At 38.1% G+C, this 16565-nt stretch carries 14 protein-coding genes and 1 other annotated feature; of the genes, 2 read left to right on the top strand and 12 right to left on the bottom strand.

Annotated features, from left to right (window positions below):
• Positions 1–469: 469 nt before the first annotated feature.
• The 10 genes from pepF to R8925_RS14685 form a co-directional block, all read right to left on the bottom strand.
• Complete coding sequence (gene pepF, locus R8925_RS14640) at positions 470–2281, bottom strand: oligoendopeptidase F (protein ID WP_430536529.1); 1812 nt, start codon at positions 2279–2281, stop codon at positions 470–472.
• A 66-nt stretch (positions 2282–2347) separates the two neighbouring features.
• Complete coding sequence (locus tag R8925_RS14645) at positions 2348–3466, bottom strand: competence protein CoiA family protein (protein ID WP_430536530.1); 1119 nt, start codon at positions 3464–3466, stop codon at positions 2348–2350.
• 130 nt (positions 3467–3596) lie between these two features.
• Positions 3597–4250, bottom strand: a complete 654-nt coding sequence (gene mecA, locus R8925_RS14650) for an adaptor protein MecA (protein ID WP_430536531.1) — start codon at positions 4248–4250, stop codon at positions 3597–3599.
• A 297-nt stretch (positions 4251–4547) separates the two neighbouring features.
• Complete coding sequence (gene spxA / locus R8925_RS14655; RefSeq protein ID WP_036059428.1) at positions 4548–4943, bottom strand: transcriptional regulator SpxA; 396 nt, start codon at positions 4941–4943, stop codon at positions 4548–4550.
• 318 nt (positions 4944–5261) lie between these two features.
• Positions 5262–6230, bottom strand: coding sequence for an ABC transporter ATP-binding protein (locus R8925_RS14660; protein ID WP_430536532.1), 969 nt, complete (start codon positions 6228–6230; stop codon positions 5262–5264).
• Positions 6223–7302: an ABC transporter ATP-binding protein gene (locus tag R8925_RS14665; RefSeq protein WP_430536533.1), complete on the bottom strand. Its 1080-nt coding sequence runs from the start codon at positions 7300–7302 to the stop codon at positions 6223–6225. Before R8925_RS14665 ends, R8925_RS14660 begins: the two co-directional genes overlap by 8 nt.
• A gap of 17 nt (positions 7303–7319) precedes the next feature.
• Positions 7320–8339 (bottom strand): oligopeptide ABC transporter permease, encoded by a 1020-nt coding sequence (gene opp3C / locus R8925_RS14670; protein ID WP_430536534.1) that lies wholly within the window; start codon positions 8337–8339, stop codon positions 7320–7322.
• Positions 8340–8341: 2 nt separating this feature from the next.
• Positions 8342–9268: an oligopeptide ABC transporter permease gene (gene opp3b / locus R8925_RS14675; RefSeq protein WP_036072286.1), complete on the bottom strand. Its 927-nt coding sequence runs from the start codon at positions 9266–9268 to the stop codon at positions 8342–8344.
• A 364-nt stretch (positions 9269–9632) separates the two neighbouring features.
• Positions 9633–11300 (bottom strand): peptide ABC transporter substrate-binding protein, encoded by a 1668-nt coding sequence (locus R8925_RS14680; protein ID WP_430536535.1) that lies wholly within the window; start codon positions 11298–11300, stop codon positions 9633–9635.
• A gap of 614 nt (positions 11301–11914) precedes the next feature.
• The gene (locus tag R8925_RS14685; RefSeq protein ID WP_430536536.1) at positions 11915–13573 is read right to left on the bottom strand and encodes a peptide ABC transporter substrate-binding protein; all 1659 of its coding nucleotides are present in this window, start codon (positions 13571–13573) and stop codon (positions 11915–11917) included.
• Between the two features lie 244 nt (positions 13574–13817).
• On the opposite strand from R8925_RS14685, the gene R8925_RS14690 reads away from it, so the two are divergent.
• The gene (locus tag R8925_RS14690; protein ID WP_430536537.1) at positions 13818–14168 is read left to right on the top strand and encodes a DUF3899 domain-containing protein; all 351 of its coding nucleotides are present in this window, start codon (positions 13818–13820) and stop codon (positions 14166–14168) included.
• A 48-nt stretch (positions 14169–14216) separates the two neighbouring features.
• Positions 14217–14448, top strand: a binding site (T-box leader).
• 51 nt (positions 14449–14499) lie between these two features.
• Positions 14500–15501, top strand: coding sequence for a tryptophan--tRNA ligase (gene trpS, locus R8925_RS14695; protein WP_430536538.1), 1002 nt, complete (start codon positions 14500–14502; stop codon positions 15499–15501).
• Between the two features lie 49 nt (positions 15502–15550).
• Here the strand turns inward: trpS and R8925_RS14700 are convergent, their stop codons facing one another.
• Both R8925_RS14700 and R8925_RS14705 read right to left on the bottom strand, forming a co-directional pair.
• Positions 15551–15967, bottom strand: a complete 417-nt coding sequence (locus tag R8925_RS14700; RefSeq protein ID WP_430536539.1) for an organic hydroperoxide resistance protein — start codon at positions 15965–15967, stop codon at positions 15551–15553.
• Complete coding sequence (locus R8925_RS14705; protein WP_430536540.1) at positions 15951–16415, bottom strand: MarR family winged helix-turn-helix transcriptional regulator; 465 nt, start codon at positions 16413–16415, stop codon at positions 15951–15953. Before R8925_RS14705 ends, R8925_RS14700 begins: the two co-directional genes overlap by 17 nt.
• Positions 16416–16565: the final 150 nt, after the last annotated feature.

The following is a 16565-nucleotide window of genomic DNA, read 5'->3' on the forward strand; positions in this document are numbered from 1 at the left end:
ATACGTATCCAAAATCTAAATGCAGATTTTGGATACGTATTTTTCTAGGTCAGAGAACCTTTTGTCTCAGACTCTTTCTCAGCGCAATCAAAAGGAGAAATTCACACAATCAAATAAAGGGGGTATTTGTATTGTGATTTATTTCACTTCAATAATATAACACACCTAAATGAATAATTCAACATTTCACAAACTTTATTTTAATAAAATCTATAATTAATATCCCCTTGATAATCCTTATTCGTAAATAAAAATAGTCACTATCTAATAATAAGTCGTGCATTTTCATCTATTATTCTTGAAATGCCTGCTTTCCAGCTTCTCAAATGTCTGAAATAGCAAAAATACTACTATTTCATCCAAAAACAATAAAATAGGATTCTCATTAAAGAACCCTATTTTATCAATCATACCAAAATAAATTTATTTTTCACGTCTAACATTTTTCACAAACAAAAGCTTATAACCACTACTTAACTAATTTCTCCAGCTCGTTCAATCGTTGTTCAAATACCTTCAATGCATCTGTAACGGGCTTCGCTGTAGTCATATCTACGCCCGCTTTTTTCAACACTTCAATCGGAAAATCAGAACTTCCTGCTTTCAAAAATGCCAGGTATTTCTCAACAGCTTCTGCACCACCATGTAAAATGCGGTCACTGAGCGCCGATGCTGCACTAAATCCTGTAGCATACTGATATACATAGTAATTCATATAGAAATGTGGAATGCGCGACCACTCAAGCCCAATCTCCTCATCATATACTATCTCGTTACCATAATATTTCTCATTCATCGCAAAATAATTCTCCGTCAAAAATTCAGCTGTTAAAGCCTCACCTCTTTGATCTGCTTGATAAATGAGATGCTCGAACTCTGCAAATTGCGTTTGGCGGAATACCGTGCCCTTAAATCCATCCAAATAATGATTCAACAAATATGCCCGCACTTTCGGGTCATCATATTTCTTTAACATATAATCCGTTAATAAATTCTCATTCGTCGTCGAAGCTACTTCTGCTAAGAAAATCGAATAATCACCATAAACAAATGGTTGATTTTCCCGTGTATAGTAGCTGTGCACACTATGACCCAACTCATGTGCCAATGTAAATACATTATCAATCGTGTCTTGCCAGTTCATCAAAATATATGGACTCGTGCTATACGCGCCTGACGAATAGGCACCGCTACGCTTCCCTTTGTTCTCCACAACATCAATCCAGCGATTATCAAAAGCTTCCTTCAAAATAGCTTGATACTCTTCTCCAAGCGGCGCAAGACCATTTAAAACAATATCTTTCGCGTCTTCAAACGTAAACGCTAAATGCACATCCGTGGAAAGTGGCGTATACATATCGTACATACGCAATTCATCTAGTTTCAATAACTCCTTACGCAATCCAACGTAGCGCTGTAACAATGGTAACTGATTGTTTACAGCCTCTATCAATGAATCATACACAGCCTCAGGAATATGATTCCCAAACAATGCTGCATGACGCGCCGACTCGTAACCATGAACTTTTGCATAGAAATTTCCTTTCTTCACTTGACCAGTTAATGTAGTTGCCATCGTATTCTTCAAATTATCATAAGCACTATACATTCCTTTAAATGCAGCTTTACGAACATCACGATTCTTTCCTTCCATCATCTTGCCATAGCGACCATGCGTAATTTCCACTTGATCCCCGTTCTCGTCCTCAATTACAGGAAATTTCATATCAGCATTATTCAAAATACTATACGTTCGCGATGCATTCCCTAAAACCTCTCCTGCCTGTGCAAGCAATGCCTCTTCCTTCTCAGACAGCACATACGGACGATTCAAATTCACTTCTTCTAATAAATGGGCATAAAGCTGTAAATTCTTATTTTCTGCTATAAAATCTTTCAATATCGCCTCGTCCATCGCCAATATTTCTGGTTCGAAGTACGAAATGGCCGCAGATGCTTCCGTCAACAAGCTCCCCGCCCGACTATTTAACCCTTGATATGTGGTGTTTGTTGTATCTTGATCTTGTTTCAAATGCGCGTAAACATAAAGATTTCCCAAACGATCATACAACTCATCTCGATACCGCAAAGCCTGCAACAAGCTGTCACTGCTATCACTCAGTTTGCCTTGAAAAGCCTTAGCTTCCTTCACTTTATCTTTTAATTGCGCGAAATCAGTCTCCCACGCATCATCATTTTTAAAAATTGTCGTTAAATCCCATGTTGCACTAACCGGTACTTCTTCTCGAGTTGGCAATGCAGCTATTTTTTTCTCACTCATAAATCTAATACCTCCAATAATTACTTTTTCATTCATTATGAGCTAATCCAAATGAAAATGCAAAAATCAGCTATCCAAAAAAAACGCCTCATCGTTCACCAGTGCTTTCATCTGCTTAGACATCGTATAATATCCCGCACCACTTCTCCGTAAAATTCCTTGCTTACAAAGAAATTGCAAATAGGCTAAACAAAGCTCAGTACGGTCCTCATCCCAAATAAGTGGCATCGGAACTACATTATTCGCAAAAACCGTGAGCAAATGATCCAGCTGAAAAGAGTCTTCACAATCCATCACTCGAAAAAAATCACGCCATAAATAAAACTGCCACTCCATCGCCGGTGTCTTCACTCTAAATTGCATGGGTAATGAAACACCGATTTCTATTGGCAAATGCTGCAAATAATAGCCCTGCTCATACAAGTCCTTCAGAAACAAGCTTTGCTTCTTAAATCGCGTATAGAAATAACACTGTTTCTGTCTCTCAAAAGCTAAATCTCGCTTCACATAAAAAGTCGCATACTTAATCCGCCCTATCGCTTTCTTAATCACATCAAGCCTCTCACGTCCATCAAACGTCATTGATCGCGCATAAAAACGATTCGTTGTATCCATCGTAATATGATATAGCAACGTCCAACGATTTATTTCCGGCAAATATTGCACCAAATAATATCCTAAATTCGCTTTCTGCTTAATAAAGGCCTGTTGAAAAGTCGTTAAATAATATCTCCCCTTCACCATCCGAATATCTTGGCCAAGAATCCAATGGACGCAAAGTCCTGCTAGATGATAGTCTTCCGTTCTCTGTCGCAGTTCATGCACAGAAACCGTAGAACACTGATATTCGATGACAGTGCGTTCGTCCACAAGAATATCCGCCTGACGCTTTATATCACGTAAATATACCTCTACATCCACTTGAAAATCTTGCAAAATCAGCCACTCCAAAAAATATTTTTTCCCATTTAAATGCCGTTCAGATTCACCTTCCGAAGCAAATCGGCACTTACTAGAGGCCAGATGTGAAAAATGAGGTATGTTAATCTCACCTGCCTTCAGAATTAACTTTTCTTCACAACAGCCACACGTATACTGATTCTTCTCTGCTTTCAAAAAAGCCGCATTTCCACGTGTCACAACAATATCTCGTCCATCTTGATCTTTTGCGGTAAATATAGTCATCACTGCCTCTCACAATCTGTATATTAACTATATTCGCCCTATCCTTCGTAACTCCTCCCTACTATTCAATAAACGCAAAAAGACTCGATTCACGTATTTTTCACAACGCAAATCGAGCCAAAAAGCTTTTTTAGTTAAAATATTTCTTTACTTGTGGCAAGGCAGGATCATCAAAGATAACTTTAGCATATTCGGCAAGAACATACCCAGTCAAATTTGTTTCATCGCCATACTCTAATAAAATACTGACTACATTGTCAATGTTTTTTTCATCAAATTTCGCTTCTGGAAACTCCACGTACAGATAATAACTATCTTTGTAGTGGTACAGTTTCGTTGATAACTGATCAAGCCCAGTCGCTTTAGACAGGGTAATCAAGTCCTCAAATTCGCGGAACTGTAAAATAAATTCTAACGTATCATCGTCCCCACCGTCCGTAATTTTGGTAGGAGTAAAATGCTCTTCTAATAGTTTCTCAATACGCTCCTCGGCTAGTTCATCCGCTTGATCCATATTAATCTCAAAACCAGATTCACCTTTACCTAGGTTAGCCTTCGTAACTAGCACTTCTAAACCGTGCTTCAAAGCTTGTACCTGAATCCAGAGCGGTCCATCAGGAGAGAACTCTTCTTCATACTTAAGCTCATCCATCATATCCCAGAAAAGCTCCTCACTTTTCTCGCGATCATACCAAATTTCTTCATGATTAAATCCGCGTTCTTCCAGATCCATATAAGAGATATAAAACTTTATTGTGTTCTCATTAATACGTTCAATTTCCATCGTCACACACTCTCCCTTCCATCTTCAACATTGACAATGAAGGGTAATTCATTTGTTGTTAATTTCATTGTAGCCTACTTCAAAAAAAACGGCTAATATTTGATTTTCCTAAGAACCATTATTTTATTGAAGAATACCATCTTAGCCTATATTTACCCATAATTCAAGAGTAGAAACTCCTTAATTGCTCGAAAAAGCCTATATTTATAAAAAAATTATGATAATAACCCATCAAAATCCTAATCTGCTCCAAAAAAACTACCAATACCTAAAAAAGCATTGGTAGTTCAAATCAGATTAATTAACCAGTTTTTGTGCTTCACGCAATTGGTACGTACGAACGCGACGTGGTAGGAAACGACGAATTTCATCTTCGTTATAGCCTACTTGCAAACGTTTCTCGTCAATAATAATTGGGCGACGTAGCAAACCTGGATTTTTTTGGATTAGTTCAAATAATTCTTGAAGCGGTAAACTATCTAAATCCACATTTAATTTTTGGAATGTCTTAGAACGTGTGGAAATGATCTCATCCGTACCATCCTCTGTCATTCGTAAAATTTCTTTAATTTCGCCTAAACTTAGCGGCTCCGAGAAAATATTTCTCTCTTTGTACGGGATATCATGTTCCTCTAGCCATGCACGAGCCTTGCGACAAGACGTGCAACTTGGTGAAGTGTATAACGTTACCATTAGACATTCACACTCCTTATTGGTTTATTGTTTCATTCAATGTAACGAATTTCCTAACAATATATCTATTGGAAACGATCTCTTTTAAGACCTACTTTCATTATACACCAAAATAGCAAAAAGCAATACACTATTTTAAAAAAAGTTATCCAACTCACACAGATTGAAAGTTGCTCGTTATATGTATGTTACCCTTACTATACCGCTTTAAAACAAGAATCCGATGAAAAAATAAACCTTTACATTAAAAATAAATGAGAATTTTGTTAAAATGCTACTAGAAAAGCCACCCCGAAAATTCAGGATGGCTTTTATCAATTATTCTACTACAGTTTCAGCGGCTTCCGCAGTCAGCTTTGCATGCTTCTCTTGGTAAGTAGCTACTTCCTCAGGAGAGCAATACACAAAATGACCTGGTGCAATTTCACGCATCTGCAAATCTTCATTTCCAGTATAATTATGAATCGCTGGATCATATGTTTTACGCACACGAGTACGCTCATAGTTAGGATCAGGTAATGGAATCGCAGAAAGTAGTGATTCTGTATAAGCATGTAACGGCGCGCGATATAAATCGTCAGCAGGTGCTAATTCCACCAATTTACCAAAATACATAACACCGATACGATCACTAATATATTTAACCATTGACAAATCATGTGCGATAAACAAATAAGTCAGGCCTTTTTCTTTTTGCAACTGTCTTAATAGATTCACGACTTGTGCTTGAATCGAAACGTCAAGTGCAGAAATTGGCTCATCGGCAATGATGAATTCTGGTTGAACAGCAAGCGCGCGAGCAATCCCGATACGTTGGCGCTGTCCACCAGAGAATTCATGTGGATAACGCCCAGCATGTTCTTTGCTCAAACCAACCGTTTCTAATAACTCATACACTTGATTCGTTAACTCGGATGGTGTTTTTGCTAAACCATGAATACGAATTCCTTCTGCAATGATATCCTTTACTTTCATACGCGGATTAAGCGAAGCATATGGATCTTGGAAAATCATTTGCATTTTGCGACGGAATTCGTGCATTTCTGTACGTGATTTGCGACCATGTACATTCTCGCCATCGTACAATACTTCGCCATCTGTTGCATCATAGAGGCGAATAATCGTACGTCCGGTTGTTGATTTCCCACAACCAGATTCTCCTACAAGACCAAGTGTTTCTCCTTTATAAATATCAAAAGAAATACCGTCCACAGCACGAACTTCACTGGCTTTTCCTTTATTAAAATATTGCTTTAAATTCTTAATTTCGAGTAGTTTCTCAGCCATCTACTTCAACCCCCTTCGCGTGAACAGCTTGCATACCAGGATGATCCGTTGCAAATTGTTCTTGACGACGTAATACGGCATCAGGAGGCGTTACTTCTGGTGCATCTGGATGCAACAACCAAGTTGCTGCATAATGTGTATCAGAAACTTTATACATTGGTGGCTCTTGTTCTAAATCGATTTGCATTGCGTATCTATTACGAGCCGCGAACGCATCACCTTTTGGAGGATCCAACAAATCAGGAGGTGTACCTGGAATAACAAACAGTTCCTCCTCGTCCGTATCCAAAGTTGGCATCGAGCTAATAAGTCCCCACGTATAAGGATGTTGCGGATTATAGAAAATCTCATCAACTGTTCCAATTTCAACGATTTTGCCGCCATACATAACTGCTACACGATCTGCTACGTTCGCAACGACACCAAGGTCGTGCGTAATGAAGATAATCGACGTATCAATCTTCTTCTGTAAGTCTTTCATCAAATCCAAAATTTGTGCTTGAATCGTAACATCAAGCGCTGTTGTAGGCTCATCGGCAATCAGAATCTGTGGGTTACACGCAAGCGAAATCGCAATAACAACACGTTGACGCATACCACCCGAAAACTGATGCGGATACTGTTTCAAACGTTCTTCAGCATTGGGAATACCAACTAATTGAAGCAAACGAAGCGCTGTTTTCAATGCCTCTTTTTTGCTAATTTTTTGGTGCTTGATGATTGGTTCTGCAATTTGTTTGCCGATGGTCATTGTTGGATTTAATGAGGTCATCGGATCTTGGAAAATCATCGAAATTTCTTTTCCACGAATTTTTTGCATTTGTTTTTCAGATGCTTTCGCGATGTCTATACCGTTAAATAGGATTTCTCCTGATTTAATTTTGGAATTGCTTTCTGGTAATAGGCGCATGATGGACTTTGTCGTTACGGATTTACCCGAGCCAGACTCACCAACAATAGCTAGCGTCTCACCTTTAATAAGATCAAAGCTCACGCCACGGATTGCTTTTACTTCACCGGCATACGTATGAAACGAAATATGCAGGTCTTTTACTTCTAACAGTTTTTCCATTTTTCCTCACCTCACCTTTAATCACGCATTTTCGGATCAAACGCATCACGTAAGCCGTCAGCAATTAAGTTAAATGCAATCATGATAATACATAGTACGAGTGTTGGATAAAGAACCATGTAAGGTAATACTTGCAATGTCTTGTATCCTTCACTAATAAGCGTTCCTAGTGATGCTTGCGGAGCCGGAATACCTAAACCAATAAATCCTAAGAAGGCCTCGAAGAATATCGCACTTGGGATACTGAACATAACATTGATGATAATAACACCAGATACGTTCGGTAGCAAATGCTTGAATAGAATACTCGGTGTCGAACCACCAAGCGTTTTAGAAGCTAATACAAATTCTTGATCTTTTAATTTCAAAGCTTGTCCACGTACAACCCGAGCCATTGTTATCCAACTGGTCATCGCAATTGCAATGATAATGGACATAATACCGGGATCTAGTACGAGCAACATGAGGATAACAACAACTAAGTTTGGTATCGCCGAAGCAACCTCCAACACACGTTGCATAAAGTTATCGACACGGCCACCAGAGTAGCCAGAAATCATACCGTATGTTACACCGACAATTAAGTCAAAGAACGCGGCTACAAAACCGATAAATAGCGATATTTGCGTTCCTTTCCAAACACGTGTAAATTGGTCACGGCCTAGTGTATCCGTTCCGAACCAATAATACGTTCCTTCAGGTACATTTTTTTGTTTATAAACGTCTACTTCTTCGCCACCAATATTTTGCTTACCATTCCAAAACGGCATATTCTCAAAACCTTGAACTTTAGGAGGCAGTGACGCATTTGCTGTCGTTTGTTCTGAATACGTATATCCAGAAATAAGTGGACCGACAAAAGCCATAATGACAATAAGGGCAAGCACAATAATACTTACTAGCGCGGCTCTATTTTTTCTAATCCGAATCCAAGAATCTTGCATAAATGTAAGGCTTGGACGGAGAATTTTCTCGTGTTCTGATTCTTGCATATGCGCGGGCTGGAATAATTCTTTTGAAATTTTTGGTTCTGTCATAATTATTTACCTCCCGACACACGGATACGAGGGTCAATCAATCCGTAAAGAATATCTACCACTAGAATAACGAAAACAAGCATACCCGCAAAGAGTAGCGTAGTTCCCATAATTACAGGATAGTCGTTGGTCTGTATAGATGAAACAAACTGGCTTCCGATTCCTGGAATACCAAAGATGTTTTCAATAACAAGTGAACCTGTCATCAAGGCTACAGTAAGCGGGCCGATAACAGTAATAAGCGGAATTAAAGCATTACGAATGGCGTGTTTCCAGGCCACCTCAACTCGATTATTCCCTTTGGCTTTAGCGAGTAGCACATAATCTGAACCAAACACATCAATCAGCTCTGTTCTCATAAAACGAGCGGCGGTAGCGAGTGGGAACATGGCGAGCGCGAGCGCAGGTAAAATGGTGTACTCAAACGTACCCCAACCAGCAACTGGCAACCATTGTAGTTTAGCTCCAATCCAGTATTGTAGCATCGCAGCAAATACGAAGGACGGTATCGATTTCCCAAGTATCGCAATAAACGTACTAGTATAATCCGGCCACTTATTTTGGAACATGGCAGCAATAACGCCTAGTATAATACCAAATAGTAAACCGAAGACAATAGCCTCAACAGCAATTGTAATCGATGGGCCAATTAAATTTCCTAGTATTTCTGAGACAGGGCGATTATCCAATTGGAAGGATACCCCTAAATCCCCCTGTAATAAGCCTCCCATGTAGCGAAGGTATTGTACTGGTACTGGATCGTTTAGTCCGTACTGGTCATTCATCATTTGAATTTGTTCTGGTGTCATTTTAGCTTCATTTCTATACGGTGAACCTGGTAGATATTGCATTAAAATGAATGTCACTGTTGCAATAATAAACATTGTAATAACCATATATAAGAGCCGTTTCAATCCATATTTAATCATCTCTACACCCCCCGAAAAATTTATTTTGTAGAATATTTTCTTATTTTATCATAAGCCTGCAACCATAGCGAGCTTTGTTTTCTCAATTCATTGTTTTTTAAGCTTGTGCATTTATTTTAGTCCTGAAAAAGATGATTTGTCGTTTTTCATGAAGTTTAAACACACCCTCCTCACACCAAAATATACCGAGTTATCTAAAAACTCACTTTGATTATTCTGGACTCGAGCATAATAAACTGAAATCTCTTGTCATTTTACTATTTGGATATGTAACACATCCTTAGTCATCATTAAAAGAGAGAGTATATAGAATATACTCTCTCGAATTACAGTCAAGCATTTCTTCATTCAATGTGTGTCAAACTTATTTTCCATCAATATACGTTGTTTTGAATGTATAGTCTGGACCAAACGCATTCTTTTGTAAATCTTTTACGTATGGTTGTTGCAGGAATGCTTTCGCACGTTGGTAAAGCGGTTGAATCGCATAGTCTTGATCGATAAGGATTGGTTCAGCTTTAAGCATTTCATCCCAACGAGCTTGTGTATCGCCAGCAAGCGGACCTGCTGCTTGATCGATAATTTTGTCGTAAGCTGGGTTAGAATAGCTCATTCTGTTTTGTGTGTTACCAGTTCTGAACAAGTTCAAGAATGTTGATGGATCTTGATAATCAGGACCCCAAGCACTTAGTGAGAAGTCATAATCTTGTTTTTGGTCATTTGCTAAACGGATTTTGAATGGTACATTTTTAAGTGATACTTTAAGACCTGAAAGATTTTTCTCCCATTGGTTTTGCAAGAATTCACTTGACTTCTTAGCATTTTCAGTATCATCACTTGTAAACTCAAGATTTAGAGACGTAACGCCTAACTCTTTCAAACCTTGTGTCCATGCTTTTTTCGCTTCATCTAAGTTATAAACGCCAACATCGCCAACTTCATCGCGGTAGTCTTTGTTATCTTTAGGGTCGAAAGTGAATTTCTTAGGAACTAAACCATTTGCTGGGATAGAACCATTTTGTAGAACTGTATCCACGTAGCTTTGTTTATCAACAGATAGTGCCAATGCTTTACGGATATTTTTATTTGCTAACGGTGTTTTCTTACCATTACGTTCTTGGTTAAATTTAATGTAGAATACAGAAGATTCTTCTTCTACAGCATAGTCATCTTTATTTTTATTTTGTACGGCATATTCAGCTGATAATAGCGCTTTGTCTAGTTTATTCGTGTTGTATAAGTTAACGCTAGTTCCAGGATCTTGAACTACTTGTACATTGATTTTATCAAGCTTCACTTTGTCTTTATCATAGTATTTGTCATTAGGTACGAACGCCCAAGTTTTACTTGTTCCGTTCCAATCTGTTAATTTGAATGGTCCATTGTAAAGGATGCTATCACTATCTAAAGCGTATTTGTCACCCTTACTTTCAACATACTTCTGGTTAAGTGGGAAGAATGTCGGGAATGCCAATAATGAATCGAAGTAAGCTGCTGGTTGAACCAGTGTTACTTCTAATGTATTGTCGTCAACTGCTTTAATGCCTAATTCAGAAGGTTTTTTCTCACCTTTAATGATTTCAGAGGCATTTTGAACTAATCCATCAAATAAGTAGGAATAAGTTGCTGCTGTTTTTGGATCAACTGCACGTTGCCATGAATATACATAATCTTTTGCTGTTACTGGATCTCCGTTTGACCATTTTGCGTCATCACGTAGTTTGAATGTATAAACTTTTTTATCATCGCTTACTGTTGCTTTCTCAGTAGCGCCCGCTGGTTGTGCTACACCATCTTTGTCAAGTGCGTACAAACCTTCGTTTGTTTGGTTAATTACGTTTAATCCAACTGCATCATCTGCTTTTGTACTGTCTGCTGATGGGATAAGTGCTGACTCCATCAAGTTTAATTCTTGCTTGGAATCACCTGAGCCTCCACCAGATTTGGAATCGCTTCCGCCTCCACATGCTGCCAGTACTAAGCTTAGTACTAATGTTAATCCTAAAACTAAAAACAATTTAGATTTTTTCATTAGTAAACCTCCCTTTTTTATTTTTCAGAAAAATCATTTCGATTACTATTATACTCTAAAAATTTAAGCTTTGTAAATTATTTTTTCGAAATATACGAAAACAAGGATGAAAGTTATAAGTTATTGCAAAATTAGCGCAAGATAACCCAATTAGCCTATTACGCACACTTCGTGTTCATACAGACTAATGAAATTATTCAGCTAGACTCTCTTACAATTAACTTTTCCCTTTTATTAAGTTTTCTGAATAAATAAATCGGTTAAAATAATATCTTCCAAAGCTTCACTGTTCCAAACATGCTACGCACTCGAAAACAATTTTAATTTTTGAAAGTATAGTCACTCGAAAAACAATCCACCAATATTCAGTAGGATTATATTTATTTATATACTTTTTTTCGTCATCTGTCTACATAAACACACTAAAAAATAAAGAAACTTTAAAAAAAACTTTACAAACCCTTAATATACGCCATTTCTAGTGATTTTTCCAATGATAGAAAATTTAACTACCTTTGTTAGATATTCGAACTTTTCAGGGTTTCATTTCCAATTTAATGATAGCAGAAAGGCACTCCAAAATTGAATTTGGAGCGCGCTTCATGTCTGCCTTACTATTTAATGTCAATCCATTGGTACGAGTATGGAGCACCGAATAAATGCGTCACGAATCCTGACATCTTCGGATTCTGTAATGCTGCTACACCGTTTTGGTAAAGTGGTGCAATAGCTGTATCTTGTTCAATCAGGATTTTCTCTGCTTGAAGTAATACATTCCAACGTTCTTCTGGTTTTGTTGCTAGTGTTGTTGCTGCTTCTTTTAGTAGTTTGTCGTATTCTGGGTTTGAGTAGCTTGAACGGTTATAGCTACTTGTTGTTTCAAATACACCTAGGAATGTCGATGGATCTTGATAGTCTGGGCCCCAACGTGATAGTTGTAATTCGTATTGTTGTGTTTCATCCAATTTCAAACGTGATTTGTATGGTACGGTTTTGATATTGATTTTTAGGCCGTCTAGGTTTGTTTCTAGTTCGCTTTGAATGTATTCAGCCATTTTCTTGCTGAACTCTTGATCATCGCCTAGGAATTCAATCGTGATTTTGTCTTGACCTAATTCTTGTTTCGCTTTTTTCCAGTACTCTTGCGCTTTTGCTTTGTCGTATGTTATTAAATCACCATTTTCTTTACGGAAGTCTTCTTTTGTTACTGGGTTAAACGTAAATTTCGATGGTACTAGTCCATCAATTGGCTCAGAACCATTTGCTAGAACTGTATCTACCATTGTTTCTTTATTAATAACTGTAGCAATGGCTTTACGAACATTTTCATTTGCAAAAATAGTCGCTTTACCATCTAGTTTTTGGTTGAATTTCAAGAAGTATACGAATGCATCTAGACTTGATGTGAAGTCTGCATCACTTTGTTTTTGTTTTGCATAATCGCCAGAAAGTGTAGCACGATCCAATTTCCCTGTCGTGTAAAGGTTAACGGCGCTTCCTGGGTCTTTAATAACTTGTAGGTTAATCTTATCTAATTTAATGTCACCTTTGTTCCAATACTTACTGTTTTTCTCATAAGACCATGATTTACTAGTGTTTGTCCAGCCTTTCATCGTAAATGCACCGTTATAAATCATGTGATCACTATCTTTTGCATAGTCTGCGCCTTGCTTCTCAACGTATTCCTCATTTTGTGGATAGAATGTTGGGAACGTTAGGAGCGAGTGGAAATACGGTACTGGTTGTTCCAATGTTACTTCAAGTGTTGTGTCATCAATTGCTTTTACACCTAATTCTTCTGGTTTCATTTCGCCAGCTGTTATTTTAGATGCATTTTTAACTACTCCACTGAAAATAACAGCGTATTCTGCAGCAGTTTTTGGATCTACTATTTTTCTCCAAGAATATACAAAATCATTGGCTGTTACGGGTGTGCCATTTGACCATTTGGCATCATCGCGCAGTTTGATTGTGTAAACAGTTTGGTCGTCATTGATTTGTGGATCTTCTTTTGCAACGCCTGGTTGTACTTGATCTTCTTTATCCAAATAGTACAAACCTTCGAAAACCGTGTTTTGAGCCGTAAAACTTACACCGTCTGTTCCTTTTTTGGAATCCATTGATGGAATTTCAGCTGATTCCATGAGATTAACTGTTTTCTTGCCTGATTTGCTGACATCTTCTTTCGTGCTATCTCCTCCTCCGCATGCTACAAGTACTGCGGACATAATGCCTAGCATCAGTATTAATACCCAACTTTTCTTCAACTTCATAACTTAATCCTCTCCCTCTTTAGAGTGTAGAATTACTATATACTATTTTTTCAGAAAAATAAAGTATTTTTTATAAATTTGATTACTTTTATTTTTTTACATAAATGCAAATACCTTGTGCGCGTTGGTCTTTTGACGTGTTAAAGTAACAGAAATTTATTACGAATAACTTGATTGTGGCATGGTATTCTGACAGATTTTATGATAGAGTTAGAATAGAATTTCGGATTGGAAGGTGACATATTTGCTCAAGCGTGTAATTATTTTTGCTGTGATTCAGGAGATTTTGATATTTTTTCTGATGCTTTCTTTTTACTGGAATATTTCGCTGCTTTACTATATAAATGTTTCCTTTATTGTGGCAGCAATTGTATTTGTAGTAGGTCTAATACTTTATATAATGCAGTCTGGATTCTTAGATTTGATACATACTGGCATGCGCAAAATTACAAGGAGAATGCGACGAGAAGAGGAGAGCGAATTCGCGGATGTTCCTCTATCTGAATTAATGAATGTTGGATATGTGAGCCTTTTGCTTAGCTCGCTTACAGTGCTTGCGACAAGCTTTATTGCGCTAGCCGTTTATTACAGTTGATGCATTGACGCGATGCTGTTGCTTTGGTATTATTGATTTATATAAGGAAGATGTGTTAGCAAGGAAAAGAGTAGGGCTAAGTAACGTTTCTTAGAGAGTCTGTGGTTGGTGAGAACAGATAACGACTTTGCTTGAATGGGTTCTTTGGCATCATTTGTGAATATTGAAGTAGCAAATGACGGGTTAGACCGTTAACTCTAGGAATGATTTTTCATTTCGCTAAGTGGTTTCTTAATGGAACACTTAGGGTGGTACCGCGGATATAACGTTCGTCCCTATTTTGATAATTGGGATGGGCGTTTTTTTGTTGAGTGAAAGAGGAGGAATAAGGATGAAGCAGACAATTTTTTCAGGAATTCAGCCAAGTGGGGATTTAACTTTAGGGAATTATATCGGGGCTTTAAAACAGTTTGGACAGTTTCAGGAGGAATATGATTGTTTTTATTGTATCGTGGACGAACATGCCATCACGGTTCCTCAAGATCGGTTGAAGTTACGCCAAAGTATTCGTAATCTTGCTGCGCTTTATTTGGCGGTTGGACTTGATCCAGAGAAATCGACTTTATTTATTCAATCGGAAGTTCCAGCACATGCGCAAGCAGCTTGGATTTTGCAGTGCAATGTGTATATTGGAGAACTTGAGCGGATGACTCAGTTTAAGGATAAATCAACAGGTAAAGCTGGTGTGAGTGCTGGGTTGCTGACGTACCCGCCTTTGATGGCCGCAGATATTTTATTGTATCAAACAGATTTGGTACCTGTTGGTGATGATCAGAAGCAACATATCGAACTGACGCGTGATTTGGCAGAGCGCTTTAATAAGAAGAATGAAGATACCGATGTATTTGTTGTTCCTAATATTTATGTACCTGAGCAAGGCGCTCGAGTGATGTCACTTCAAGATCCAACGCGTAAAATGAGTAAATCAGACGACAATAAAAAGAATGCGATTTTCTTGTTGGATCCGCCGAATATCATTACAAAGAAAATTAAAAGCGCTGTAACGGATTCTTCTGGTATTGTACAATTTGACAAGGAAAATAAGCCTGGCATTTCGAACTTATTGGCGATTTACTCTGCTATAACTGGTGAATCGATTAAAGAACTTGAAGCGAAGTATGAAGGCAAGGGCTACGGTGATTTTAAATCGAATCTTGCTGAGGTGGTTGTGAATGAATTAGCCCCCATTCAAGAGCGCTATGAACATTTCTTAAAGTCTCCTGAACTAGATGATATTTTAGATCAAGGTGCTGAAAAAGCTGCTCGTGTAGCTAATAAAACATTGAAGAAAATGGAAAATGCAATTGGGCTTGGTCGGAAAAGAAGAAAATAAGTGAAAAAATACCGTCGTGACTTTTGCGAAAAAGCCATGACGGTATTTTTTATATAATATTTAATTCTACTTCGATATTGCCACGTGTTGCTTTGGAGTATGGACAAACCTGATGCGCTGTTTCAACTAATTTGTGTGCGGTTTCTGCATCAACGCCTTCGATATGAACGGCTAGAACAACACCAATTTTAAAGCCGTTATCTTCGGGATCGCTATATAGTGATACTGTTCCCTCTACCGTGCTCGCCGCTTCGATTTTTTGTTTGGACATCACAAGTTCTAACGCGCTATTGAAACATGCGGAATAGCCTGCTGCGAATAATTGCTCCGGGTTAGAGCCTGAACCACCCTCACCGCCTAATTCTTTTGGTGATGCGATGTCTTGAAAGAAAATATTATCTGGAGAATGTACTTCTCCTTTACGTCCACCGGTATTGATTACAGTTGTTTCATATAATTTTTTCATGCTTCTTTCCTCCATTATTTTCTTGAATTTTGCTCGTCAATTCTTTTATTCCATGTAACAGCTGTTTATAATCTTGTTCTGTGAATGCCAGCTTGGAAATACAATCGGCCACGCTTTCTAAAACAGCTGACTCCATATCTATAGCTTTTTCTGTAAGTTCAATATACACTTTTCTTTCATCCTCTTTACTACGAGATCGTTCAATTAGTTCCATGCCTTCCATTCGCTTCAACATCGGCGTTAACGTTCCGCTGTCTAGCGATAGGTGACTTCCTAGCTCTTTTACTAACTGCCTTGGTTCTTCCCAGAGCGCTAGAAGGACTAGGTATTGCGGATAAGTAAGTTGAAAAGGTTCTAGTGCCTGTCTGTAAAATTTGGTGAATTCTCGCGAAGCAGTGTATATTGAAAAGCATAGCTGTTCTTCTAGGATTCGTTTTCGGTTAACCATAACTCTTCCTCCTAATTAATTTGTGCACAATTTAATTGTACAGCATTTTTATAAGAAATACTAATTAATTGCTCAAATCGAGTAGGAGGAGCCGTTAGGCTCCGACCTCTCACACCACCGTACGTACCGTTCGGTATACGGCGGTTCAAT

The sequence above is a fragment of the Listeria rocourtiae subsp. hofi genome (assembly GCF_963575615.1).
GTDB lineage: Bacteria > Bacillota > Bacilli > Lactobacillales > Listeriaceae > Listeria_A > Listeria_A hofi.